Raw genomic sequence first — 23,937 nt, forward strand, 5'->3', positions numbered from 1 at the left:
ATTCTTCAATTAAATTATTTCAACTGCAGTAATTTCTTCAAGAATGCCATTCCATAAAGCCTGTCGTTTTTCCAGTGCAATCCTGGAAGCCTGTGCAGCTTCGGCCCATTTTTTAGCATCATTTCCACAGAGTTCCTGTACCATTTGCATACCCAGGTGACTATGATGATCACCATCCACTTCAATGTGCCTTTCCAGGTAATATTTGAACAGGCTGATCTGTCCGGGAAATTGTTTATCCAGGTCATTAACAAGTGCAAGGAACATATCGGGAATCAGATCTTCCCGGCCAAAAGTAAATACAGCGGCCTGGACATGTACAGGTGCATTGGCAATCAGATCAAAGGTGTATTGCACAAATGGTCTTGCTGCCGGTGGTATCGATTGAATGGCTGTAGCTAAAGGCTGACCCTGCCGGATCAGATCCAGGGAGTTGTTAATATCCTGTGTATCGGCACCCACTTGTTTCATAGCCTGAAGGTAGAGTTCAAAATGACTTACCCTTGTACCCTGAGGATCTATATCACTTTCTTCTCCGGTAACGATCTCGTTGATCAGGAAACGGGTGGCAGCACTACCAACTGGTACCCACGGAATGTTGGTACAGGTAAGGTGTTGCTGCAAGGATTTTAATAAGGACATAAAATCCCAAACGGCATATACATGATATTGCATAAACAGTCTGATATCATCCATGCGTTGCATGTGGCTGTATAGCGGATGTTGTACAATGGTGTCCCTTACAGGTGCTATTGTATTTTTAATTTGTTCTATCCCTTCCATCAAAAAAATATAAATCACATGTCCTTAGTTGCCATATACAACCAGGAACTTAATTCGCATCAGTTTCAGTTGTTCAAGCGTATAGTCCCCATCAGATAATTCTTCGCGAGCCAGTGCCAGGCTGGATGTTTCACAGCCTTTGAAATATTCCATGATCTCTTCCTGTGCATAATCATCCAGTTCCTCATCCAGGCAGTAATCCAGGTTTAATTTGGTACCGCTGGCCACAATGGTTTCCATCTCATCCAGCAACTGGGAAATAGATAATTCCTTGTTTTTGGCAATGGTTTCCAGTGGCATCTTTCTATCGATGTTCTGAATGATAAATACTTTCATGCCGCTCTTGTTCACCACGCTCTTCATCACAAAGTCGTCCGGCTTTACGATATCATTTTCCTCTACGTATTTGGAGATGACATCAACAAACTGCTTACCGTAACGGGTGGCTTTACCTTTACTTACCCCCTGAATCTTTTCCAGTTCCTGTACGGTAGTTGGGTATTGGGTTGCCATATCTTCCAGGGATGTTTCCAGGAAAATTACAAAAGGAGGGAGGTTCTTTTCTTTCGCTACCTTCTTCCGCAGTTCCTTTAGCATCTCTACCAGTACGGTATCCACAGAAGCCTGTGCCTCTGCTGCCACTTCTTCCTCTTCAGTAGCCTCTTCATCAAACTGGTGATTCAGCGATACCATTATATTGTAAGGCTCCTTCAGGAAGGTGTGACCTTTTTCCGTAATCTTGAGCAGGCCATATTCTTCGATATCCTTTTCTATCAGATCTTCCAGCATCATCTGGCGGATCAGGGAGTTCCAGAAGTGAGCATCAAACTCTTTTCCTTCTCCGAATACTTCCAGCTGGTTATGCTGGAAAGTAGCTATCTGCGGATTGGCTTTACCTGTTATTACGTTCACTACATAGTCACTGCCAAAGCGTTCTTCCAGGGAGCGGATCGCTTTCAGGACAATTACTACACGGTTCTTGACTTCTATCTTTTCTTTTGGATTACGGCAGTTATCACAAGCGCCATTACAGCTGCTATCGTCATACTTCTCTCCAAAATAATGAAGGATCACTTTTCTGCGGCAGGCAGAACTTTCTGCATAGGCAACAGTTTCATTAATCAGTTGTGCGCCCATTTCCCGTTCACTCAATGGCTTATCGCGCATGAGATGTTCCAGTTTCTGCACATCCTTATAGGAGTAGAAGCAAACACAGATGCCTTCAAGACCATCACGACCGGCACGCCCTGTTTCCTGGTAATAATTCTCCAGGCTTTTAGGAATGTTGTAGTGGATTACAAAGCGTACATCCGGTTTATCTATTCCCATACCAAAGGCGATAGTAGCCACTATCACGTCTACATCTTCATGCAGAAACTGATCCTGGCGCATGGCCCGGGTATTGGCATCCAGTCCGGCATGGTAGGCAACCGCTTTGATGTTATTGGCCATCAGCATATCTGCCAGTTCTTCAGTCGTTTTCCGGTTCAGGGTATATATTATACCGCTTTTACCTTTATGCGAATGAATGAATTTGACAATTTCACGGATGGTCTGATCTTTCTTGCGCTTGGGACGGATCTCGTAGAACAGGTTTGCCCTGTTAAACGAAGACAGATAGATCTCAGGATTTCGTAGTTCCAGGTTCTTTACAATATCGCTTTGTACCTTGGGGGTAGCGGTGGCGGTAAGGGCGATGATGGGCAGATTATCATTGATCTGCTGTATCATTTCCCTTAAACGACGGTATTCAGGACGGAAATCATGTCCCCATTCTGAAATACAGTGTGCCTCATCCACGGCGATAAATGAAATCTCCAGTTCGCGGAAAAAGTCCAGGTTTTCCTGTTTGGTAAGAGTTTCAGGTGCTACGTAGAGCATCTTCGTTTTACCGGATATCAGGTCGGTCCGTACCTTTTTTATCTGAGCTTTGGACAGGGTTGAATTTAAAAAGTGTGCCACATTGTCCTTGCTGCTATATGAACGAACCAGGTCTACCTGGTTTTTCATTAAAGCTATCAGCGGAGAAACAATCAGTGCACAACCAGGACTCATTAATGCCGGTAATTGGTAACATAAAGATTTACCACCGCCCGTTGGCATAATAACAAAAGTATCTTTACCTGCAAGAATATTCTTGATGATGATTTCCTGATTTCCTTTGAAGGAATCAAACCCAAAATGTTCCTTTAATGCATCATTCAAACTTACCTTTACAACAGCCATTGCATTCAATATTTAAACAACAAACTCTAAAGAAAAGTAACAAATTATGGATATTGTTTATGTGTTTTTTAGGGGACACGAAGTTAACTAAAAATGCGCTGTCCCGCAATTAATTTATCCCGAATGGACGTCTTTGCCGTAATTGACCTGGTTTTCCCCGAAGGTAGAAAGCCGCGTTTGTCTAATTACAACTACCGGAGTACTTTTGTTTTCCCATGTAACAGAAAGAAGGGGATTCATGATAATATTTAAGTATGTATTGGATTTAATCTCCTGAAACCTAGTTAACTTTGTAAGCGCTAATGAAAAACAGAACGGTCATAAATATAGCCCAGGTAGCAAAACGGACCCTCCAGCTGGAAGCAGCGGCGATAGATGATTTGCAACAGTACATCAATGGTGACTTTGAGCAGGCGGTAGAACTGATTGCACAATGCTCCGGCCGTCTTGTAATCACTGGGATAGGAAAAAGTGCCATCATTGGTCAGAAAATAGTGGCTACGCTTAATTCCACAGGAACTCCGGCATCTTTTATGCACGCAGCAGATGCAATTCATGGAGATCTGGGAATGATCCAGGATGAGGATATCATTCTCTGCATCTCTAAAAGTGGTAACTCTCCGGAAATCAAAGTGTTAGTGCCGCTGGTAAAGAACTTTGGCAATAAACTGATTGCTATGGTGGGAAATGCATCTTCCTATCTTGCACAGGAGGCAGATCTGATTCTGGATACTACTGTTGCACAGGAGGCTTGTCCCAATAACCTGGCGCCTACAACCAGCACCACGGCACAACTGGCGATGGGGGATGCGCTGGCAGTATGCCTGATAGAATGGCATGGCTTCACTGCGGGCGACTTTGCCAAGTTCCATCCGGGTGGAACTCTGGGTAAAAAGTTATATTTGAAAGTAGGAGATCTTAGCCGGCAGCATCCGGCACCACATGTGCAGCTGGATAGTACATTGAAAGAGGTCATCGTAAACATTTCCTCAGGAATGTTGGGTGTAACAGCTGTACTGGATAAAGAGGGTGCACTGGCGGGAATTATCACAGATGGAGACCTGCGTCGAATGCTGGAAAAGGAAATTCCGGCAGAAAGCGGAACAGCAAAAAATATCATGTCCAAACATCCAAAAACGATCCAGAAGGATGAACTGGCCATTAATGCGCTGGAAATGATGCGGGAGCATGATATTACGCAACTATTAGTTTTGGAAGATAAACGATATATTGGTATCATTCATTTACATGATTTAATCAGGGAAGGAATTATTTGAGATGACAAATGTGAACAAGCATTTTTATGTGGCCATCATGGCCGGGGGAATAGGCAGCCGTTTCTGGCCCTATAGCCGTACAGATTACCCCAAACAGTTCCTGGATATTCTCAACACGGGAAAAACATTATTACAATGGACCTTCGAAAGGTTTTTGCAGTTCATTCCACAGGAAAATATTTATATAGTAACACACCAGCATTATATCTCAAAGGTACAGGAACAACTTCCTGATTTGCCGGTAGAAAATATTGTGAGTGAGCCATCACGTAAAAACACGGCTCCCTGTATTGCTTACATTTCTCATAAGATCCATAAGGAAGATCCAAAGGCGAATATCATTTGTGCTCCTGCAGATCACCTGATCATGGACCCAATGGCTTTTACCACTACCTGCCTGAATGCACTCATGTTTGTGCAGAAGCATAGAGCCCTGGTTACCCTGGGTATAAAGCCTACACGCCCGGATACCGGTTATGGATATATTCAGCATGAAACACAACAAGTTGCAGATAATGTATACCCGGTAAAAACCTTTACCGAAAAGCCTAACCTGGAACTGGCAAGAACATTTCTGCAAAGTGGAGACTTCCTCTGGAATGCAGGAATCTTTGTATGGAATGTAAATTCAATACTTGCTGCATTTAAACAGTATCTGCCGGAAATAGATGAACTGTTTGAACAGAGTTTACCTGTATTAAACACACCAGAAGAAAAGAAAGCAATAGAAAAAATTTATCCACAGTGTTCCAGTATTTCCATTGATTATGGTATCATGGAAAAGGCAGACAATGTGTATGTGATACCCTCCAACTTCGGGTGGAGCGATCTTGGAACCTGGGCTTCTGCCTATGAGAATCTGGAACGCGACGATTCCGGTAACGCTGTACAGGGAAAGAATGTGATGCTGGTAGACGCTACCAATTGCATGATAAAAGCGCCCCAGGAAAAATTACTGGTAGTACAGGGATTAGACGAATTCATCGTAGTAGATACTCCGGATGTATTGCTGATCTGTAAAAAAGAAAACGAGCAGCAGATCAAAGAATATGTGGCAGAAGTAAAAAGGAATAAAGGAGAAAAGTATTTATAATTACGGCAGATTAGTTGCGAATTACTGATTACTTGTTTTAATTTCAGAAAACAGATTCAATAATTCGCAACTGATCATATGTCTAAATTACCGAATGTAGGAACCACCATCTTCACTGTAATGTCTGCGCTGGCAGCGCAACATAAGGCCATTAACCTCTCTCAGGGCTTTCCCGATTTTGATTGCAGTGACATATTAAAGCAACTGGTAAATGATGCGATGGAACAAGGGCATAACCAATACGCTCCTATGCCTGGGATCATGCCATTGCGGGAGGCAATAGCCCGGAAAATCAGTAATCTTTACGGACAAAACATACACCCGGATACAGAAATCACAATTACCCCCGGCGGTACTTATGCTATTTTTACGGCTATTGCTACTTGCATTGGTCCTGGCGATGAGGTGATAATTTTCGAACCGGCTTACGATAGTTATATACCAAATGTGTTGGTAAATGGTGGCGTACCGGTATTGATCCCGCTTTCATACCCCGATTATCATATTGACTGGGAACTGGTGCGGAGTAAGATTACCTCCCGCACTAAAATGATCATGCTAAATACACCTCACAATCCAACCGGTAGTATTTTAAAAGAAACAGATATACAGGAACTGGAAAAGCTGGTAGCGGAATTTAATCTGCTGATATTATCTGATGAGGTTTATGAGCACCTGGTATATGATGGGGCGGAGCATTTGAGCATTCTACGTTATCCGGCTTTATTCCGCAATAGCTTTGTGACATTCTCTTTTGGAAAGGTATTTCATATTACGGGATGGAAAATGGGCTATTGTATAGCACCGGCCCACCTGATGCAGGAGTACCGTAAAGTACACCAGTATCTATGCTTTTCTGTGAATACGCCCATGCAGTATGGAATAGCAGGGTTCCTGCAAACGCCGGAGCACTATCTGTCCCTGCCCGCATTCTTCCAACAAAAACGAGATCACTTCCTGCAAATGATGGCAGACACCAGGTTCACCCCATTGAAATCTTCCGGCAGCTATTTTCAGCTGATGCGTTATGATCGTATTTCTGATGAAGGAGATAAAGATTTTGCTACCCGGATCACAAAAGAATTTGGTGTAGCCAGCATACCGGTATCTGCATTTTATCAGGAAGGGAAAGACGATCATGTGGTACGCTTCTGTTTTGCGAAGAAAACAGAAACGCTCGAAAGTGCGGTAGAAAGACTCCGGAAGATCTGATGTAAAAAACATTCCGGATATTAGATAACATGAAAAAGCCGCCCCAGAAATGGAGCGGCTCATCCTTTGTATATGACTACAAGCAAGGCCTGTAAGTTTGTTCACTTTAAACTGTAACAGCTTCTGCTTCATGGAGTTCCCTGAAGTTCTCTCTTCCTATTACCAGGGTATCATCCAGGAAATTTACCACACCGGTTTCTACATCATATAAGGCGCCAATGATTCCTATTTCACCACTCAGAATCATATCACGTAAAATATGGCTTTGTTCCATAATAGCCTGCACGGAACGTTCCGTATGAATATGTGTTACTGCCTCTACAAATGCAGGATTGTCTGAAGTCCTGTTATGTTTGATTGTTGATTCTGCATATACAGAAGGGGTGATCTTGTTCAGCAAACCGGTCAGGTTACCTAATTCTACTTTATCGCATGCACCTTTGATTGCTCCACATTTGCTATGTCCCAGCACCACGATGAACTTGGATCCTGCAATTTTACAGGCATATTCCAGGCTTCCCAGAACGTTATCCGAAATAACAGCACCAGCTAAGCGGATGCTGAAAATGTCTCCCAGTCCCTGATCAAAGATGAGTTCCGCGGAGGTGCGGGAGTCCATGCAGCTCACGATGGCGGCCATTGGCCATTGCCCATCACGGGTATTATTTACCTGTTCCAGCAGATTGCGGTGCAACTGCAGGTTATCTACAAAACGGGCATTCCCTTTTTTGAGGAGGCTCAGGGCATCTGCCGGAGACAGAGATGTCTGTGATATTTTATTTAATGTTTTCAATTTTTTCATTTTTAAGAAGTGAATGATCATTGCTTGAGTTTAGTTTAACTGCAACTCTTTCAGCAATTGTTTGTGATTACCTGAAGAAATCGTGTGAACTTTTCCTGTTAATGCAGCCTGTTGTCCTGCATCGTCAGTGTTCGCAATTTTATACGCTTCTTTGAATCCTTTCAGCACAACAAGAATATTTTTCTGTGGTGCTTTTACGTCATTAAACTCCCGGATACTTTCCAGCACATCGAAATCTATATAGGTAGTTTTCCCGGCATCAATGATAACTGTTGTATTTTCCGGCATATGATCCAGCGTAAGCAGGATGCTGGCTTTATTCAAGAAAGAAACTTCCTCTGCCAGTTCCAGGCGGATGCTATCTCCATTGTGATATTTCTCTTTCCGGAAAAAGTAAGAGCTCTTAATGTTACCACGTAAAATGAATAACACACTTACCGCCATACCCAGTCCGATTCCGATCAGCAGGTCTGTAGCTACTATGGCTACTACTGTCACCACGAATGGGATCCATTGATACTTACCGTTTTTAAACATTTCGGTGAATATGGAAATCTTACACAGTTTATAGCCGGTTACCAATAACACCGCCGCCAGGGTGGCCAGTGGTATCTTATTCAGTAATACCGGGATCAGCGCGGTACAAATCAACAGCAATGAACCATGTACGATGGTCGCCAGTTTGGATTTACCACCCGCATTAATATTAGCCGAAGAGCGTACAATCACAGATGTAATTGGCAGGCCTCCTATCAATCCACTCACGATATTACCGATACCTTGTGCATTCAGTTCCCTGTTTGGTGAAGTATACCTTTTCAGTGGATCGAGTTTATCTGTTGCCTCAACATTCAGCAGTGTCTCCACTGAAGCCACGATAGCAATAGTACCAGCGGTGATCCAGACTTCTTTGTTACTAATCGCGCTGAAATCAGGTGTGGTGAACTGTCCTATAAAACTTCCGAAGCTGTCCGGTATTGGCAGACTCACAAGATGAGATGATGCAATTGCCAGCGGACTGTTCATCTCAATAAATAGCGCGTTCAATCCGGCACCCACGATTACAGCAACCAGTGCAGATGGTATAACACCTACTTTGGGTATTTTGCTCCAGTAAAGGATGATCAGTATGGAGATCGCTGTGATTAATATTGCTCCCGGATGAACATGGTTCAAGAAGGATAACAAGGCCATCTGGTTATTATCATCATCGGTCATGCCTCCCCCAGCATCATATCCAAATGCATGAGGAAGTTGTTTTAATATAATGATGATACCAATAGCGGAAAGCATCCCCTTAATCACATTGGAAGGGAAGTAATTGGCAACGGTACCTGCTTTTAATACTCCGAGAAGTAATTGCAATGCACCTCCTATTACTAGTGCAAGCAGGAATACGTCAAAGGCCCCCAACTTGGTGATGGCAGTAAGTACAACGGCTGTAAGACCAGCTGCAGGACCGCTTACACTCAATTGAGATCCGCTTAGTGATCCTATTATGATACCTCCTACTATTCCGGAAATCATTCCGGAGAACAGAGGAGCGCCGGAGGCGAGGGCAATACCCAAACATAATGGAACTGCGATCAGGAATACAACGAGACCTGATGAAAAATCACTTTTTATATTTGAAAAAACAGACGACTTACTCATAGTACAAAGGATTTGTAACTAATAATTGGCTGATCCGGCAGGGCATAGCAATACCTGTTCGCTAACGTGGTATGGCAAAAGCCCTGCGGACACTAATTGATTAATAGATAATAAAACGAATAGGAAAGGGGCACGCACAGTTATAACATAACTGCATGTACCGGCATGCGGAGGTCTATAGCTTACAAACAGGCAAATCATTTAAACATGCATAGGCATGCACATGACAGAAACTGTAAAGTGGCTATAAACAAATTAACAATTGGGTGGAGGGCAGTGTATTTCTCTTGCAGGGCCCTGAGGAATTTCTTCGAAGAAATTATAATGCCTGCTGGTTAAAAATAAATATGGAGAATATTGAAGAGATGCATCGAACTGCTTAAGGAACTTTAGTTCTTTAGCTAACTTAACGAGGTCAGTACATCCATCTACCGGATGTTCTTCCACAATCTGGTTATTAAACAATAGTCTTCCCATCTCCTTTATTGGAAGGAGTTGTGTGCTCATCAGCAGCAGAAGAACTATTCCTAAAACCTTTTTCATATTGCTACAAAAGTAATTAAGCAGGATTCATTTTCATAAATATACGTAATAAATAAATGTTAAAACAGCTTTACATATCCTAGATAACTTAATTTCATCACGTTATATGACCGTTCATCACAATCGCTTCAATGCGCCTGCATCTCAGGATGAACAATGAAAATGAAACCAGTGGCGCTTTTATCTTATCCAGATGAGTAATATTCTAAGCATGTTATTTTGCTTTCTATGGTATTGTGTATTGCATAGTAGTATGTTTTCTCTATCTTTGTATTGTAATTATCAAAAACCAATGTTTAAAAATGAGAGTCACATGTTTTTATTAAAGCTCACTTGCCATGAACATAGATAACACACAATCACAGATGAGAAAGGGTGTGCTTGAGTTCTGCATCCTTTCAATCATCAAGCAAGGTGAAGCTTATCCTTCAGACATTATTGAAAAAATGAAAGAAGCAAAGCTCGACACCCTTGAGGGCACCCTTTACCCGCTACTAACAAGGTTGAAAAATGCGGAACTGCTTACATACAGATGGGTAGAAAGTAGCTCGGGCCCCCCTCGAAAATATTTTTCCATGACTGAAAAGGGCGAAAGCTTCTATAAAGAACTGGAAACAACCTGGAATGAGTTAGCAAATGCAGTGCATCAACTCACAAGTAATAAAGATTAGTCCATCCACATAACCAAAACCTAAAATTAAAGTGATCAGCAAATGAAAAAGATTATAAATATAAACCTGGCCAGCCGCCTTATTCCCATTGAGGATAGCGCATATGAAATATTGCGGCAGTACCTGGATAGTCTGAAGCGATACTTTGCACGTGAAGAAGGGGCGGATGAAATTGTGAGTGATATAGAAAGTCGCATAGCAGAATTATTCCAGGATAAACTTAAAAAAGGAGCTCATTGTATTACCGATGAGGATGTACAGGCAATGAAGTCTGCCATGGGCACACCTGAACAGTTTGACGGTGGTACAGAATCGGGTACTCAGGAGCAGGGAGCTGCACAAGAGACCTTATTTGATAAAATCCGTCCGCGTAAACGCCTGTACCGTGATCCGGACAGTAAAGTACTGGGTGGCGTATGTGGTGGCCTGGGAGCTTACCTGAATGTAGACCCTGTGGTATTCCGTATCATCTTTGCCTTATTAGCTATCGGTGGTTTCGGCACAGGAATCCTAATTTACTTCATCATATGGGTTGCTACTCCGGAAGCCACTACTGCTACAGAAAAACTGGAAATGAGAGGAGAACGCATAGATGTTAATAATATAAAGGCAACTGTGCAGGACGAAATCCAGGCAATGAAAGGTCATCTTAAAAATGTAGGGGATGATGTGCGAAATTTTTCTCAGGGCCGTGGAAGACAGGTTGGTAATGATATAGAGCGCTTTGTCCGCAACCTCGTTGGAGGATTGGTAAAAGTGTTCGTATTACTAACTAAAGGGTTTTTCTATTTCTTTGCTGCAATTATCCTGCTGGTACTGTTTTGTACAGGTATCGGAATTGCAGTTGCTTCCCCGGTCCTTTTCCCGCTGAAAGACCTGTTACTGTCAGGCACTATACAAAATCTGCTTTTCTGGCCGGCTTTGATCCTTATAATTGGTATCCCGATTGTTGGATTGGTGATATTCCTCATCCGTAAACTGACAGGAATAAAAGAAACCAACCGTTATGTAGGATATACCCTTAGCTTTTTCTTTTTCGTAGGAGTGATTTTAGCCTTAATGGTAATTACTTCTATAGGAAATGATTTCAGAGCTGGTCCTGCTATGCCTGTAAAAGAAAAAATTTCAGTGATGCAACCTTCCGGGAAAACACTCGTCATTAAGAGGGCAGAAGATATTAGTGATATGGACGAGATTGGTTTTTTTGATGGGGGACTCCGTATGACAGATGACACTGTAATTATTGGAGACCTGCGCGTAAGGCTGGAGAAAAGTTCAAATGACAGCTTCCAGGTAGAAGTACAACGCAGTTCCCGCGGCCGGACTTTTGCAGAAGCAAGAAGGCTTGCACAGGAAATCAGCTTCCAGATTACACAACAGGATTCAGTACTCTACCTGCCATCAGGGTTTTCTATCCCCAGGAATTCCAAATATAGAAATCAGCGTGTGTTGGTGATTATTAAAGTTCCCGTAGGGAAGCACATAAATGTTGATAGCGATGTGCGTAATCACTATGATTTTGGATACAACTGGAGAGACAATGACAGATGGAATGATACTGATGATGATCTGGAAGAGCTGGAAATGACAACGGAGGGGCTGAATAATATCCATACAGAGAAGAAACCGGACAACCATACTGATAAGGATTCTCTGGAAAATAATTACCGCTATGAAAATAGCAAAAAGAAGAATACTACTCCTGTAGAGGATAGTGGAGAACATACCCAACCGGCAACGAAGGCCGAAATAGGTATTGATGTTATTCTTTACAGCTTATATCATTTGGCAAAGTGATGCGATGGATTGAGTCAAAAAGCTGATCAAACATTTTTATCACAATAAGTTCAATAGTTAAAGAAATGAAAATTACCACGGTATTTACCGTGGTTTTTCATTTAAAAGAATGTTAGGACAACTTTTTCCGGATACGATCACTGCCCTCCCGTATTAATTCATAGTTTTGTCTTTTTAATCGTTTTATCAGGATAAGGATAAGGAATGCAGGCAACAAAAAACGCATCGATCAATATTGCGCTGGTAGGAAATCCGAATAGTGGGAAAAGTTCGCTGTTTAATGCATTAACGGGGCTCAATCAGAAAGTAGGTAATTTCCCGGGAGTTACAGTTGATAAAAAAACAGGTAGTGCCAACATCTCTGCCAGTCTGCATGCCAATATCATTGACCTGCCAGGTACTTACAGCCTGTATCCCAAAAGTGCCGACGAATTTGTAACTTACGATGTGCTGGTAAATCCTAAAGGAGAATTGCCAGACATGATCCTTATCATTGCCGATGCGGCAAACCTGAAACGTAACCTGCTCTTTTGTTCCCAGATCATAGACCTTAAAATCCCGGTAATCATTGGCCTCACAATGATGGACATTGCCCGGAAAAAGGGAGTGGAAATAGATGAAGCCGGACTGGAAAGAGAACTCGGTGTTCCTGTGGTAAGCATCAACCCCCGCAGGAATAAGGGAATGGCAGAGCTTAAAAAAATGATTGAGCTGCTGGCAAAAGAGAAACATGTATCTCCTCCCCGTGATTTTATAGATAGCCGCACTCTGGCACCTGAAGTCGTGCAGGTGGTAAAACAATTTGTACCAACCCGTAGTGATTATGCAGCCCTCCATATAGCAGTGAACTACCTGGAGCTGCACTTCCTGAATGGTGGTCAGAAACTGGCCATTACCAATGCCATCCAGCAATACCAGTTTAATAAAACCAAAGTGCAGGCAGAAGAGATCATGCAGCGATATGCCCGCATTAAACATATTATGAAAACAGCGGTCGTGGAAGCCGATCCGCTGCAGAAACAATTACAAACAGAAAAGCTGGATAACATCCTGCTGCACCGCTTCTGGGGATATGCCATCCTGCTGGGCATTATGTTCATTATGTTCCAGAGCATCTTCTGGCTGGCATCTTATCCAATGGACTGGATTGAAGCCGTTTTTGGCTCGTTAAGCGGAAAGCTGACAGAGATCCTGCCGGAAAGCCAGTTGACAGATATCCTGATCAATGGTGTAATAGCAGGGCTGGGAGGAATTGCAGTATTCGTTCCACAGATCATGATCCTGTTCGGGTTTATCACCATCCTGGAAGATACCGGATATATGGCCCGCATCAGTTTCCTGACAGACAGGCTGATGCGACAGGTTGGACTAAATGGTAAATCCGTCATGCCTCTGATTAGCGGGGTAGCATGCGCCGTACCTGCTATTATGGCTACGCGTAACATTGAAAATCGTAAGGAGCGCCTGATCACCATCATGATCACCCCCCTGATGAGTTGCTCTGCCCGCCTGCCAATCTATACCATTATGATTGCGCTGGTCATTCCCAATAAGCCATTCCTGGGCATCCTGAACCTACAGGGATTGGTTATGATGGGATTATATCTGCTGGGGTTTGTAATGGCTCTCATCATTGCGGCCATTATGAAGTTCTTTATCGCCATAAAAGAAAAGAGCTACTTCATCATGGAGCTGCCGGTGTACAGAGCTCCCCGCTGGAAAAATGTGGGTACCACTATGCTGCAGAAAGCAAAAATCTTTATCACAGATGCCGGTAAGGTAATCATGGTCATTTCCATCATTCTGTGGTTCCTGGCAAGTTATGGTCCCAGTGAAAAAATGCATGCCGTAAATACGAGATATGAACAACTGATCTCGGCCAACCCTGCACAAAAGGATGAGCTGAGCCGGGAAAAAGAATCAGAAAAGCTGGCTAATTCATACGCAGGTATCTTAGGACATGCTATTGAACCAGTTATTCGTCCTCTTGGATTTGACTGGAAAATAGGAATTGCGTTGATCACCTCCTTTGCAGCACGGGAGGTATTTGTAGGTACAATGGCTACATTATATAGTGTGGGCGAAAATCCGGATGATAATGATGCAACGCTGCGCGAAAAAATGAATTCCGCTACCTGGCGTGATGGCCGGCCGGTATATACGCTTGCCAGCGGATTGGCGCTAATGCTGTTCTATGCTTTTGCCATGCAGTGTATGAGCACACTGGCTATTGTGAAACGGGAAACGAAATCCTGGAAATATCCTGCTATCCAGTTTGTATATATGACAGCCCTGGCTTACGTTTTCAGCTTTATCGCTTTCCAGCTGTTTAAATAGGTATGGAAAAAGGAGGAAGCTGCGAAATATCTTATATTGTGAAACAAGATATTAAGGCATGAAAATATTATCCGTTTGTTTATCCCTTTTTCTGGGATTGACTGCACAAGCCCAATCTTCTATAGATTCCCTGCAATTGATAAAGGATATCCGGACATTGTCTCTGGATAAATTTGAAGGCCGCCGCGCAGGCAGTAAGGGAAGTCGCATGGCACAGTTTTACCTGAGAGACCGCTTTAAAGAGATAGGCATCCAGCCATACCACAACACATTTGAGTATCCCTTTTATTTCCAGGATGGGGATAAGCAGACAATGGGAACCAACCTCTTTGGTTATATAAAAGGCAAGTCAGATTCCGTTATCGTAGTGTCTGCTCATTATGATCATCTGGGAATCAAAAAAGGCCAGGCGGGTAAAGACAGTATATATAATGGTGCAGATGATAATGCTTCCGGAGTGGGTGGACTATTATCGATTGCCACTTATTTCAAAAAACATCCCCCGGAACATACACTACTCTTTGTTTCATTTGATGGTGAAGAAGAAGGATTGCAGGGAGCCAAAGCTTTTGTAAAGCAGCCACCGGTATCTGCCAGTTTGATAATGCTGAATATCAATATGGATATGCTGAGCCGCAATGATAAGAATGAATTGTACGTCTGCGGGCTAACCCCATTCCCACGGCTGAAAAGTTATGTAGATGCAGCCACGGCAGGCCAGAGTAAAGTGAAACTGCTTTCCGGGCATGACCGTAAGGAAGATGGGGCGCAGAACTGGATCAACCAGAGTGATCACTATGAATTTTATAAACTAAAGATTCCCTTTTTATACTTTGGAGTAGAAGATCATCCCGACTACCATCAGCTATCAGATGAGTTTGAACATATACAACCATCTTTTTATTACCAGGCCGTTCAGCATGTTTTAAAAGTGCTCCAGGCTGCTGATAAAGGAATCTGACCCGGTAAGTGCTCCTTCCACTGTTATTGCTGTAAGCGCCTCTGCTATTGTCTGTTGCCATTTTAACTGAGCAGCGGGAGACTGGCCATGATTGGTTTCACTATCATAGGCCTCCTGAAGGCGGTTCATTTCCCTGAAAGACTCCAAGTATTGATATTGGATAATGCTATCATAATCTTCTATGGTAAGTAACATTGCTTTAATCCGTTGCTGAAAGCGGAGTGCCACCAGCCAGGTTATGTCAAAGTGCAGTTGCTCATGAGCCAGTCCGGAGGCATCCATAGCAATGGGTTTTGCCCAGGACGCACTCTTCACGAAAAAGACCTGGAGGGTAAGGTTGAGCAATAAGGTATCCTTTTTATGAAGGCTGTTCCCTTCGTATGCAAAACTTGTATAACTAACGGCTGCGCTTTTACTTTGTATGGGAGGGGTAGCTTTGAAATCAGACCAGCGTAATTTCCTGTTAACCTTATAAAAAAGACTGTCTGATAAGGGATTCTCTGGCCGTCTGTCTGGTGTGAATACTATTTTTATAACAGGTTTGGTATGGAATGGCCCTGTTACCGGGGATACCGATAACAGACAGCAACACCATATGACCCGGAGTAAAAACATATCTTCCAAATGTATTTAAAGGTACATTTTTCGTAACTTACGACTTACCAAAACAATCGCACTATGTACGGTGGCGGATATATTTTCGACGAACCCAACAGGGTGCAACAGCGGGAAGAGCAGTTGCATGATGATCCTGAAAAGCTTGCCGCATTTGAGATGCGTATTGCAAACGGGGAAAAAATAGAGCCTGGCGACTGGATGCCGGCAGAATATCGCAGACAGCTGATCCGGCTGATAGAACAACATGCACATTCCGAAATTATTGGGGCATTACCCGAAGGTACCTGGATTACCCGGGCTCCCGGCTTCAAGCGTAAACTGGCACTCATTGCCAAGGTACAGGATGAGATCGGTCACGGGCAATTGCTTTATAATGCCGCGGAAACGCTGGGTAAATCCCGGGAAGCAATGATCAATGATCTGCTGAGCGGGAAATCCAAATACTCCAATGTATTTAACTACCCGGCAGAAACCTGGGCAGATGTAACCGTAATTGGTTTCCTGATAGATGCTGCAGCCATTGTGAACCAGGTAGCTAATGCAAAAGGTTCCTACGGCCCATATTGCCGGGCTCTGGATCGCATTTGTTATGAAGAAAGTTTCCACCTGAAACAGGGACATGATGCTTTTATCGAACTGGCCACAGGAACTCCGGACCAAAAAGCAATGTTACAGGATGCTCTCAATCGCTGGTGGCAGCCTATCATGCACTTCTTCGGTCCGCCAGATAAGGCTTCCAGTCATAGCGAAAAGCTGATGCAATGGAAGGTGAAAATGGCGAGTAATGATGATATGCGTAACCAATTTCTGGACGCATATGTGCCTAAGATCCAGGAGTTGGGATTAACCCTGCCCGATCCATTATTGAAAAAGAATGAGGAAACCGGTAGATGGGAATACTCAGATCCTGACTGGGATCTTTTTTTCGAAGTAATAAAAGGAAACGGCCCTTGTAATAAGGAAAGGCTGGATGTAAGGAAATGGGCGGAAGAACACGGACGTTGGATCAGGAAAGCCCTGATGAAACCGGGAACTTTTGAACGACAGGCATTACCGGTAGCTTAGAGAACAGCACCCCGAAAGTATAAATTCACACGAATATGAATGACTCATTAGATCCACGTGTAAACAGGCTTACGCTGAATAAAACAGACGATCCCTTTAAAGTAGAAGAAGGGGAAAACTGGAACGTATTTGAAGTATTCCACCAGGAAAAAAGAGGCGCTCACCATGAACATGTTGGTTGTGTACATGCACCGGATGCCGGACTGGCACTCGTATTTGCCAAAGAACAATATGGCCGCCGTAAAAAATGTGTAAACCTGTGGGTAGTGCGCAGTGCAGATATACTGGCATTTAACCAGGAAGATGAAGATATGTTCGCCAATAACCTTGAAAAAACGTACAGGGATGCCAGTGGGTTTAAGGTAATGGAGAAGATCAATAAATTTAAAGCAAAGGCTAAATAAGCAAACGACAAATATCTCCCCAATGTTAGTAGATCAATTACTCAAAGAGCTTATTACAAAAATGGGCGATGATGAACTGATTATAGGTCATCGTAATTCTGAATGGACAGGATTAGGCCCTGTAATGGAAGAGGATATTGCTTTTTCTTCTATGGCACAAGATAAAATCGGTCATGCCTGGGCTCTATACCGTATCCTGCATGAAGAGCTGGGAGGGGAGAACCCCGACCAGTTTGCTTTTATGCGCAGTGAAAAGGATTTCAAATGTTGTCATCTCACAGAGATGCCCATAGGGTCTTATGACTTTAGCCTCATGCGTCATTTTCTGTTTGACCATGCAGAAGCTGTGCGTTACAACAGCCTGCTTCAAAGTAGCTTTACTCCATTACAGCTGTTGGCAAGAAAGGTAAGGGGAGAGTTAAAATATCATACCCTGCATGCAGATGCATGGATAATACAACTCTGTAAGGCAGGAGAGGAAAGTTATCTGAAGATGCAAGAGGCATTGAACAATTGTTTTCAACTGGCATGTGGCATTTTTGAACCTGGACCTAATGATGCAATGCTGGCAGCCGAAAATATTTATCCGGGAGAAGAAGTATTGTATGAACAATGGATAGAACATATTTCCCCGGTGCTCACAAAAGCAGCCCTTGACCTGCCCGAAAGAAAACAACCTGTGTTTGGAGGACGTTCCGGTAAACACACAAAACACCTGCAACCCTTACTGAATGAGATGGGAGAAGTATTCAGGCTAAATCCTGAAGCAATCTGGTAGAAAGAAAACACATATGGACAGCACAATTACGATACAAGCCGTATATACTTCCCTGGAACAGGTAATGGACCCGGAAATCCCGGTATTAAATGTATTGGAACTCGGAATGATCACGGAGGTTATTATGGAGGATGAATATCTTCTTATAAAAATGATTCCCACTTTCGCTGCCTGCCCGGCAGTAGAAATCATCAAAAAGAATATTAAAACAACATTGGAAAAAGATCTGCAGATACCCGTACAGGTATCTGTAGATAAAGAAGTGCAATGGAACAGCAACCGGTTGACCGAAACTGCAAAGGAAAAACTGCGCAATTTTAGAATAGCTCCGCCACAGCACCACAATGGAGAAGTTGAAATGGATCTCTTAATCCATACAACCTGTCCGCATTGTGGAAGTGAGAACACTTATCTGCGATCACCCTTTGGCTCAACTCTTTGCCGGGCTATACACTTCTGCAAAAATTGCGGGATGATGTTCGAGCAATTTAAGCCCCTGTCATAACCTTTCATTTATCACATCTGCACATTATTGTTTACTTTCACGCTCAAAAAAAACAGGGGCATGAAGATAGGCTTGTACTTTGGGTCCTTTAATCCTATACATACCGGACATCTCATTATTGCCAACTATATGGCATACAATACAGACCTGGATAAAGTATGGCTGGTGGTATCACCACATAACCCATTAAAGCCATCCGCATCATTATTAAATGAGCATAACCGTCTGCACCTGGTTGAACTCGGCGTAACGGGCGAATCTAAGTTAAGGGCAAGTAATATTGAATTCACATTACCCCGCCCTTCTTATACCATTGATACATTAACTTATCTGTCAGAAAAATTTCCTACACAGGAGTTCACGGTAATCATGGGAAGTGATAGTTTCCAGAATATTACCCGTTGGAAAAATTACCAGCAACTGATCAAACATTATCCCATTTATGTCTATGAACGTCCCGGGCATCAGATTACAGAAACGTATGGCGCACAGGTGGAAATCCTGAAAGCTCCCTTGCTGGATATTTCTTCTACAAGTATCCGGCAGTGGATCAAAGAAGGAAAGTCTATCCGCTACCTGGTACCGGAAAATGTAGCTGCCTATATCGCAGAGAACAATTATTATAAATAATTTAATGCTGTTTGGGAAAGCAAAATGTGCTGTAACACATAATCCTGTTCCGGTTTTGTGTTTGTAATATCTATCTCTTTATCTGAACTTCTCTTTTCTTTGTAAGGAATTCGTTTGAATATATTTGCAGAAGCAGAATGAACATGGAAATAAGCAGAGGCCCGAATATCAACCCGATAAATCCGAAAAGATTCACGCCTATCAGTACGCCAAATACAGTAATAAGAGGATGTACATCTCCAATTTTTTTAGCCAGCATAAACCGCGAGATATTATCCGAAGTACCTACTATGGCAAAGCCGTAAACGAGTACACCTACTCCCTGCCAGGTGTTACCGGCAGCTATCAGGTAAATACCCAGGGGTACATATACCGCTGCCGCGCCTACTACCGGCAACATGGCAGTGAAGCAGGTAACCGTAAACCAGAAAAAAGGTTGAGGTACACCGAAAATAAAATAACCTATCAGGGATATAATGCCCTGTATAATAGCAATAAGGGGAATTCCTACGGCATTGGCAATCACCAGTTTGCGAAATTCATTACCCAACCGGTGTACATTTTCATCTTTCAGGGGAATATATTCGTACAGTCGTGCTTCCAGTATCCGGCCATTGACCAACATAAAATACAGGATAAAATATAGGATGGCGATAGCCGTTAATGTGTTGAAAGTAGCACCCAGCAACATTGGTAGCGCCCCTGTCATATACTCCTGCAGTTTTTGCAGCCGTACCTGCGACAGGATATCTATGCGGGTGGAAGAGTAAATGCGATAGTTGACAGTGCGGATGCTATTCATCATTTCCGATGTGTGTGAAACAGCATACGCGATTTTATCTGTCAGCATATTGATCATCAGGCCAAAGGGCAGGAGTACTATGATAAACGATAGTAACATAAGTGTAGCAGCGGCCAGATTGTTATTCCACTTTCGCTCTTCTACCAGGCGGAACATATATTTCCGGGCAATGATGTAAAGGGTAACGGCCCCCAGAAAGCCGGGGAAAAAGATATACAATTCAGAAAAAAGAAGAGCTGCTAATAGAACAATGAGTAACAAAAAACTGATCTGTTTAAGGCGCTGGTTGTCGATTACACTCATGAGGTTAATGTTAATATGTCAGGTGATATTAGTAATGTTACAAAAAAGATACCGTTCACTACAATTTAACACATAGATTTACTTAATTGGTAATTATTGGAATAGTGTTTGTAACTACTAGGAGACCGAATCATGGTATTATAAATGTTAATATTTTAAAACTTATTTTATGGCAAGCAACAGTTCAAAAGCAGTTGTATCATTCATTGTAGGTGCTGCAGTAGGTGTAGCAGTAGGATATTTCCTGAATTCAGACAAAAAGGATGAGTGGGTTGATAAACTGAAATATCAGGCAGACAAATTAAAAGACAAGTTTAACAAGAAGAAAGGGCAATATGAGGACGCTCTTGAAAATGAGCTGGCTTAATCTTTTATTGCACTAAAAACATTTGCATGGAAGATAATTTCAGCAATTATTTCAATCAGACAGGTAAGGTTGCCAAAGAATATTTGGAGACCCGTCTGGACCTGATTAAGCTTCAGGCAGCAGGAAAGTTATCCAAAGCGTTATCTCTTTTTTTCTCTTTGCTCTTAGCTTTCCTGTTGTTCTTCTTTGTCATTGTTTTCCTTGGCATGGTGGTAGGATTCTGGATTGGCGAAATGACACATAGTTATACCATTGGGTTTTCCTGCTCTGCAGGATTGTTTGTGTTTTTACTGGTCATTATTCTATTGTTCAAAAAACCTCTTATACAAAGGCCTCTTTCTAATATGCTTATTGTAGAATTGATGAGTGAGATAAATCCAGATGATAATGATGACGATGAAGTAATCAGTAAGAAGGAAGAGGAAGAAGAAGAGGCATATGAACAACTCTGATATAGTACACAAAAAATGATAAACTTCTACACATGCCTAAGGTGAAAGTCACCACTACAGAAAAACTGGAACAGGAAATAGCCCGCCTTAAAAAACGCTCCCGCAGACTTGAAGGCGAATTGGGAGACCGTATAGACTTTTTTAAGGGGAATTATAAAAAGATGGCTTTGAATTCTGTTATACCAGGTAGCGCCAAACATTCCGGCATCTTTAGTATTGCCGGGCGTGTGGCCAAAGTTGCATGGGAAAGCGGGACGTTCAAATCGTTTGCTACCAGTGCTATCATGACCGCATTGGAATTTGCGGGTGTGAGGTTGGGCATCAACCTGTTTGACAAATTCCGGAAAACCCGTAGTAAGAAGAAAAAGGCAAAAGCAGCTGAGTCAGAAGAGGATTAATACTTATCCCCAGACTTTTGTTCCTTCACTGCAGTTAGCACAAATATCTATATTCTTACGTCCTTCTTTCAATTGAGTGCGGAACTTTACGTATTGGTCATTGTGCCAGAGTTCCTTAAAGGATTGTTTCTTCAGATCACCCAGTTTGTGTTGTGCATCTTTATCAAAGCAGCAGGGTACTACCAGTCCGTCAAAAGTAATTACCGGCGCATGTGACAGTCGCCAGCAATGGTTCCCCATTTTATTTTTGATCTTATAGGTACCATCTTCTTTACGTTGGTAGCGGCTGTATTTATCAATGGTAGGAATAAGGCGGTTACCTTCTTCATAATCATATACCTGTGCTGTTTTAAAACGTACCTGGTCCACACCTATTTCTTTCGCCAGCAGTTTAATATCTTCAATTTGGTGTTCGTTCGGTTTTACTACCAGGAACTGAAAGAAAACAAAGGGCGTCTTTGATTTTAATTCCTTTTTCCACTTCACAATGTTCTTTGCTCCCTGAATTACTTTTTCCAGGTTGCCGCCTATACGATATTGAGTATATACATCCTGAGTAGTACCATCAATAGAAATGATCAGCCGGTCTAACCCGCTTTCTACTGTTTTGCGTGCATTATCATCTGTAAGATAATGTGCGTTAGTGGAAGTGGCAGTATAAATTCCCTTGCCATGAGCATATTTCACCATATCCAGGAAACTGGGATTCAGGTATGGCTCACCCTGGAAGTAAAAAATAAGATATAAAAGCTCTTTGGAGATTTCGTCGATTGTTTTCTTGAAAAGGTCCTGCTGAAGCATACCTGTAGGCCGCGTAAAGGCACGCAATCCACTGGGGCATTCCGGACAACGCAGGTTGCAGGATGTGGTTGGTTCAAATGATACCGAAATAGGGTATCCCCATTGGGTAGGTTTGTTCATCCATTTACTTACAAAGTAACCACTGAGCACTTTGCCGGCATTCCAGGCACGGCGCAGGGTAAACTTGGAGAAAAGGTTGAGTGTATCATTCAAATTGAAATCCGGCATATTTCTCAATACTTGTTGTTGTAAAAATAAGATAACTATACCGGTTATGTATAAATAATATTATACTTGCTGTAAAATTGAGGGGACAAGGGTAGTGTTCGGGCCTATACAGAAAAGCGAAATGCGGAATAACAAAAAGGTAGCTAAAGTAAGAATCAGAAAAGCATCCCGTTTGCCATTTATCCTGGTGTTACTGATGTGTGTAGCAGTGGGAGCGTGGTATTGGTGGCAACAAAGAGAAGATGCACTTAACTTTGTGCGGTATGAGGAGTTTGGAATAGATATGCCAGTGAACTACTCAATCCACGGGATAGATGTATCCAAGTTTCAGAAAAATATTAACTGGTCTGCTGTAGAGCAGATGCAGGTGGATAATATCCATGTATCCTTTGCGTTTATAAAAGCAACAGAAGGGATTACGCGACAGGATGCAGCTTTCCGTCAAAATTGGCAGAAGGCAAAAAAGGCCGGTATTATTAGAGGAGCCTATCATTTTTTTTACTCCACCCGCGACCCTTTAAAGCAGGTCATCAATTTCCAGAATGTGGTACAGCTTGAACCTGGCGATCTTCCTCCCGTATTGGATATAGAAGTACATAATAATCAACCTGCTGCAGTAATAAGAAGTACAGCCAGGATATGGCTGGAAGAAATGGAAAAGGCTTATGGTGTAAAACCGATTATTTATACCAATATGCACTTTTACGATACTTATCTTGGTGATGAGTTTGATAGTTATCCGCTTTGGGTTGCCCATTATTATCAGCAGGAGAGACCCTCCACCAACCGAAAGTGGATCTTCTGGCAGCATAATGATATGGGACGTGTAAATGGGATTAGTACTACAGTGGATTTTAATGTTTTTAGCGGAGATAGCCTTGCCCTGAGAAAGTTATGCATACCTTAACATCGGAATAATACCTGGAAAATGGAATCACAGGAACAGCATGATCAAAAGGAACCATTTGATATGGGAATCGTGGCATATTTTGTCAGGATTATGCGTACCCTGTTCATTGGATTTTTCTGGGGAATTATAAATGTGTTCCTGGGATTGTACCTGGGGTTTGGCATTCCGGAAGAATCAACCCAGGGTAGAATGATCTTTTTTTACAGCTGGTTTGTAATAAGCCTTGGAGGCTATCTGTACCTGGTGTTCAGGATGTGGAGGAAAAAGAAACCAGTACAGGACAACTACAAATAAAAAAGCCAATTACAACGTTACCTATTG

General features: G+C 42.6%; 25 protein-coding genes. 17 read left to right on the plus strand and 8 right to left on the minus strand.

Annotated elements, in window-relative coordinates; genetic code table 11:
* Nucleotides 1-9 precede the first annotated feature (9 nt).
* Together BM176_RS25585 and recQ are read right to left on the minus strand one after the other, a co-directional pair.
* Nucleotides 10-783: a DUF3050 domain-containing protein gene (locus BM176_RS25585; protein ID WP_090107198.1), complete on the minus strand. Its 774-nt coding sequence runs from the start codon at nucleotides 781-783 to the stop codon at nucleotides 10-12.
* Between the two features lie 24 nt (nucleotides 784-807).
* Nucleotides 808-3,009 carry a DNA helicase RecQ gene (gene recQ, locus BM176_RS25590; RefSeq protein ID WP_090107199.1) on the minus strand — a complete coding sequence of 734 codons (2,202 nt, stop codon included), beginning with the start codon at nucleotides 3,007-3,009 and terminating at the stop codon, nucleotides 808-810.
* A 302-nt stretch (nucleotides 3,010-3,311) separates the two neighbouring features.
* Between recQ and BM176_RS25595 the strand changes: the two genes are divergently transcribed.
* The 3 genes from BM176_RS25595 (at nucleotide 3,312) to BM176_RS25605 (ending at nucleotide 6,591) form a co-directional block, all read left to right on the plus strand.
* Nucleotides 3,312-4,286, plus strand: a complete 975-nt coding sequence (locus BM176_RS25595) for a KpsF/GutQ family sugar-phosphate isomerase (protein ID WP_090107200.1) — start codon at nucleotides 3,312-3,314, stop codon at nucleotides 4,284-4,286.
* Between the two features lies 1 nt (nucleotide 4,287).
* Nucleotides 4,288-5,379: a mannose-1-phosphate guanylyltransferase gene (locus tag BM176_RS25600; RefSeq protein WP_090107201.1), complete on the plus strand. Its 1,092-nt coding sequence runs from the start codon at nucleotides 4,288-4,290 to the stop codon at nucleotides 5,377-5,379.
* Nucleotides 5,380-5,457: 78 nt separating this feature from the next.
* Nucleotides 5,458-6,591: a methionine aminotransferase gene (locus BM176_RS25605; RefSeq protein WP_090107202.1), complete on the plus strand. Its 1,134-nt coding sequence runs from the start codon at nucleotides 5,458-5,460 to the stop codon at nucleotides 6,589-6,591.
* Nucleotides 6,592-6,697: 106 nt separating this feature from the next.
* Here BM176_RS25605 and BM176_RS25610 read toward each other — a convergent pair whose 3' ends face one another.
* From BM176_RS25610 to BM176_RS25620, 3 genes are all read right to left on the minus strand, one after another.
* Complete coding sequence (locus BM176_RS25610; RefSeq protein ID WP_255373587.1) at nucleotides 6,698-7,393, minus strand: carbonic anhydrase family protein; 696 nt, start codon at nucleotides 7,391-7,393, stop codon at nucleotides 6,698-6,700.
* Nucleotides 7,394-7,423: 30 nt separating this feature from the next.
* Nucleotides 7,424-9,046, minus strand: coding sequence for a SulP family inorganic anion transporter (locus BM176_RS25615; RefSeq protein WP_090107203.1), 1,623 nt, complete (start codon nucleotides 9,044-9,046; stop codon nucleotides 7,424-7,426).
* A gap of 255 nt (nucleotides 9,047-9,301) precedes the next feature.
* The gene (locus tag BM176_RS25620; protein WP_090107204.1) at nucleotides 9,302-9,589 is read right to left on the minus strand and encodes a hypothetical protein; all 288 of its coding nucleotides are present in this window, start codon (nucleotides 9,587-9,589) and stop codon (nucleotides 9,302-9,304) included.
* 338 nt (nucleotides 9,590-9,927) lie between these two features.
* On the opposite strand from BM176_RS25620, the gene BM176_RS25625 reads away from it, so the two are divergent.
* The 4 genes from BM176_RS25625 (at nucleotide 9,928) to BM176_RS25640 (ending at nucleotide 15,355) form a co-directional block, all read left to right on the plus strand.
* The gene (locus BM176_RS25625) at nucleotides 9,928-10,260 is read left to right on the plus strand and encodes a PadR family transcriptional regulator (protein WP_090107205.1); all 333 of its coding nucleotides are present in this window, start codon (nucleotides 9,928-9,930) and stop codon (nucleotides 10,258-10,260) included.
* Nucleotides 10,261-10,302: 42 nt separating this feature from the next.
* Nucleotides 10,303-12,057, plus strand: a complete 1,755-nt coding sequence (locus BM176_RS25630; RefSeq protein ID WP_090107206.1) for a PspC domain-containing protein — start codon at nucleotides 10,303-10,305, stop codon at nucleotides 12,055-12,057.
* A 204-nt stretch (nucleotides 12,058-12,261) separates the two neighbouring features.
* A complete protein-coding gene (feoB, locus tag BM176_RS25635; protein WP_090107207.1) occupies nucleotides 12,262-14,394 on the plus strand; it encodes a ferrous iron transport protein B in 2,133 nt (710 codons plus the stop codon).
* Nucleotides 14,395-14,452: 58 nt separating this feature from the next.
* On the plus strand, nucleotides 14,453-15,355 hold the full coding sequence (locus tag BM176_RS25640; protein ID WP_090107208.1) for a M28 family peptidase: 903 nt from the start codon (nucleotides 14,453-14,455) through the stop codon (nucleotides 15,353-15,355).
* Here BM176_RS25640 and BM176_RS25645 read toward each other — a convergent pair.
* Complete coding sequence (locus BM176_RS25645; protein WP_090107209.1) at nucleotides 15,320-15,970, minus strand: hypothetical protein; 651 nt, start codon at nucleotides 15,968-15,970, stop codon at nucleotides 15,320-15,322. The two genes, BM176_RS25640 and BM176_RS25645, sit on opposite strands and share 36 nt — an antisense overlap.
* A gap of 63 nt (nucleotides 15,971-16,033) precedes the next feature.
* Here BM176_RS25645 and paaA point away from each other — a divergent pair, with 63 nt between their 5' ends.
* Genes paaA through nadD form a run of 5 tightly spaced genes read left to right on the plus strand, consistent with a single transcriptional unit; the run spans nucleotide 16,034 to nucleotide 19,355 of the window.
* On the plus strand, nucleotides 16,034-17,038 hold the full coding sequence (gene paaA / locus BM176_RS25650) for a 1,2-phenylacetyl-CoA epoxidase subunit PaaA (RefSeq protein ID WP_090107210.1): 1,005 nt from the start codon (nucleotides 16,034-16,036) through the stop codon (nucleotides 17,036-17,038).
* Nucleotides 17,039-17,073: 35 nt separating this feature from the next.
* Entirely contained in the window at nucleotides 17,074-17,442 is a 369-nt protein-coding gene (locus BM176_RS25655; RefSeq protein ID WP_090107211.1) for a 1,2-phenylacetyl-CoA epoxidase subunit B, read from the plus strand.
* A 22-nt stretch (nucleotides 17,443-17,464) separates the two neighbouring features.
* The gene (gene paaC / locus BM176_RS25660; protein ID WP_090107212.1) at nucleotides 17,465-18,220 is read left to right on the plus strand and encodes a 1,2-phenylacetyl-CoA epoxidase subunit PaaC; all 756 of its coding nucleotides are present in this window, start codon (nucleotides 17,465-17,467) and stop codon (nucleotides 18,218-18,220) included.
* A 13-nt stretch (nucleotides 18,221-18,233) separates the two neighbouring features.
* A complete protein-coding gene (gene paaD / locus BM176_RS25665; RefSeq protein ID WP_090107213.1) occupies nucleotides 18,234-18,725 on the plus strand; it encodes a 1,2-phenylacetyl-CoA epoxidase subunit PaaD in 492 nt (163 codons plus the stop codon).
* 60 nt (nucleotides 18,726-18,785) lie between these two features.
* A complete protein-coding gene (nadD, locus tag BM176_RS25670; RefSeq protein WP_090107214.1) occupies nucleotides 18,786-19,355 on the plus strand; it encodes a nicotinate (nicotinamide) nucleotide adenylyltransferase in 570 nt (189 codons plus the stop codon).
* A gap of 70 nt (nucleotides 19,356-19,425) precedes the next feature.
* Here nadD and BM176_RS25675 read toward each other — a convergent pair whose 3' ends face one another.
* Complete coding sequence (locus tag BM176_RS25675) at nucleotides 19,426-20,460, minus strand: AI-2E family transporter (RefSeq protein ID WP_090107215.1); 1,035 nt, start codon at nucleotides 20,458-20,460, stop codon at nucleotides 19,426-19,428.
* 169 nt (nucleotides 20,461-20,629) lie between these two features.
* Between BM176_RS25675 and BM176_RS25680 the strand changes: the two genes are divergently transcribed.
* The 3 genes from BM176_RS25680 to BM176_RS25690 are packed head-to-tail and all read left to right on the plus strand — an operon-like array spanning nucleotide 20,630 to nucleotide 21,677.
* Nucleotides 20,630-20,827 carry a YtxH domain-containing protein gene (locus BM176_RS25680; protein WP_090107216.1) on the plus strand — a complete coding sequence of 66 codons (198 nt, stop codon included), beginning with the start codon at nucleotides 20,630-20,632 and terminating at the stop codon, nucleotides 20,825-20,827.
* Between the two features lie 26 nt (nucleotides 20,828-20,853).
* On the plus strand, nucleotides 20,854-21,279 hold the full coding sequence (locus BM176_RS25685) for a hypothetical protein (RefSeq protein ID WP_090107217.1): 426 nt from the start codon (nucleotides 20,854-20,856) through the stop codon (nucleotides 21,277-21,279).
* 32 nt (nucleotides 21,280-21,311) lie between these two features.
* The gene (locus BM176_RS25690) at nucleotides 21,312-21,677 is read left to right on the plus strand and encodes a hypothetical protein (RefSeq protein ID WP_090107218.1); all 366 of its coding nucleotides are present in this window, start codon (nucleotides 21,312-21,314) and stop codon (nucleotides 21,675-21,677) included.
* Nucleotides 21,678-21,680: 3 nt separating this feature from the next.
* Here the strand turns inward: BM176_RS25690 and BM176_RS25695 are convergent, their stop codons facing one another.
* A complete protein-coding gene (locus BM176_RS25695) occupies nucleotides 21,681-22,706 on the minus strand; it encodes a radical SAM/SPASM domain-containing protein (RefSeq protein ID WP_090107219.1) in 1,026 nt (341 codons plus the stop codon).
* A 121-nt stretch (nucleotides 22,707-22,827) separates the two neighbouring features.
* Here BM176_RS25695 and BM176_RS25700 point away from each other — a divergent pair, with 121 nt between their 5' ends.
* On the plus strand, nucleotides 22,828-23,613 hold the full coding sequence (locus BM176_RS25700) for a glycoside hydrolase family 25 protein (RefSeq protein WP_090107220.1): 786 nt from the start codon (nucleotides 22,828-22,830) through the stop codon (nucleotides 23,611-23,613).
* Between the two features lie 21 nt (nucleotides 23,614-23,634).
* Entirely contained in the window at nucleotides 23,635-23,910 is a 276-nt protein-coding gene (locus BM176_RS25705; RefSeq protein WP_090107221.1) for a hypothetical protein, read from the plus strand.
* Nucleotides 23,911-23,937 lie beyond the last annotated feature (27 nt).

The organism is Chitinophaga sp. CF118 (genome assembly GCF_900112615.1).
Taxonomy (GTDB): Bacteria; Bacteroidota; Bacteroidia; order Chitinophagales; family Chitinophagaceae; genus Chitinophaga.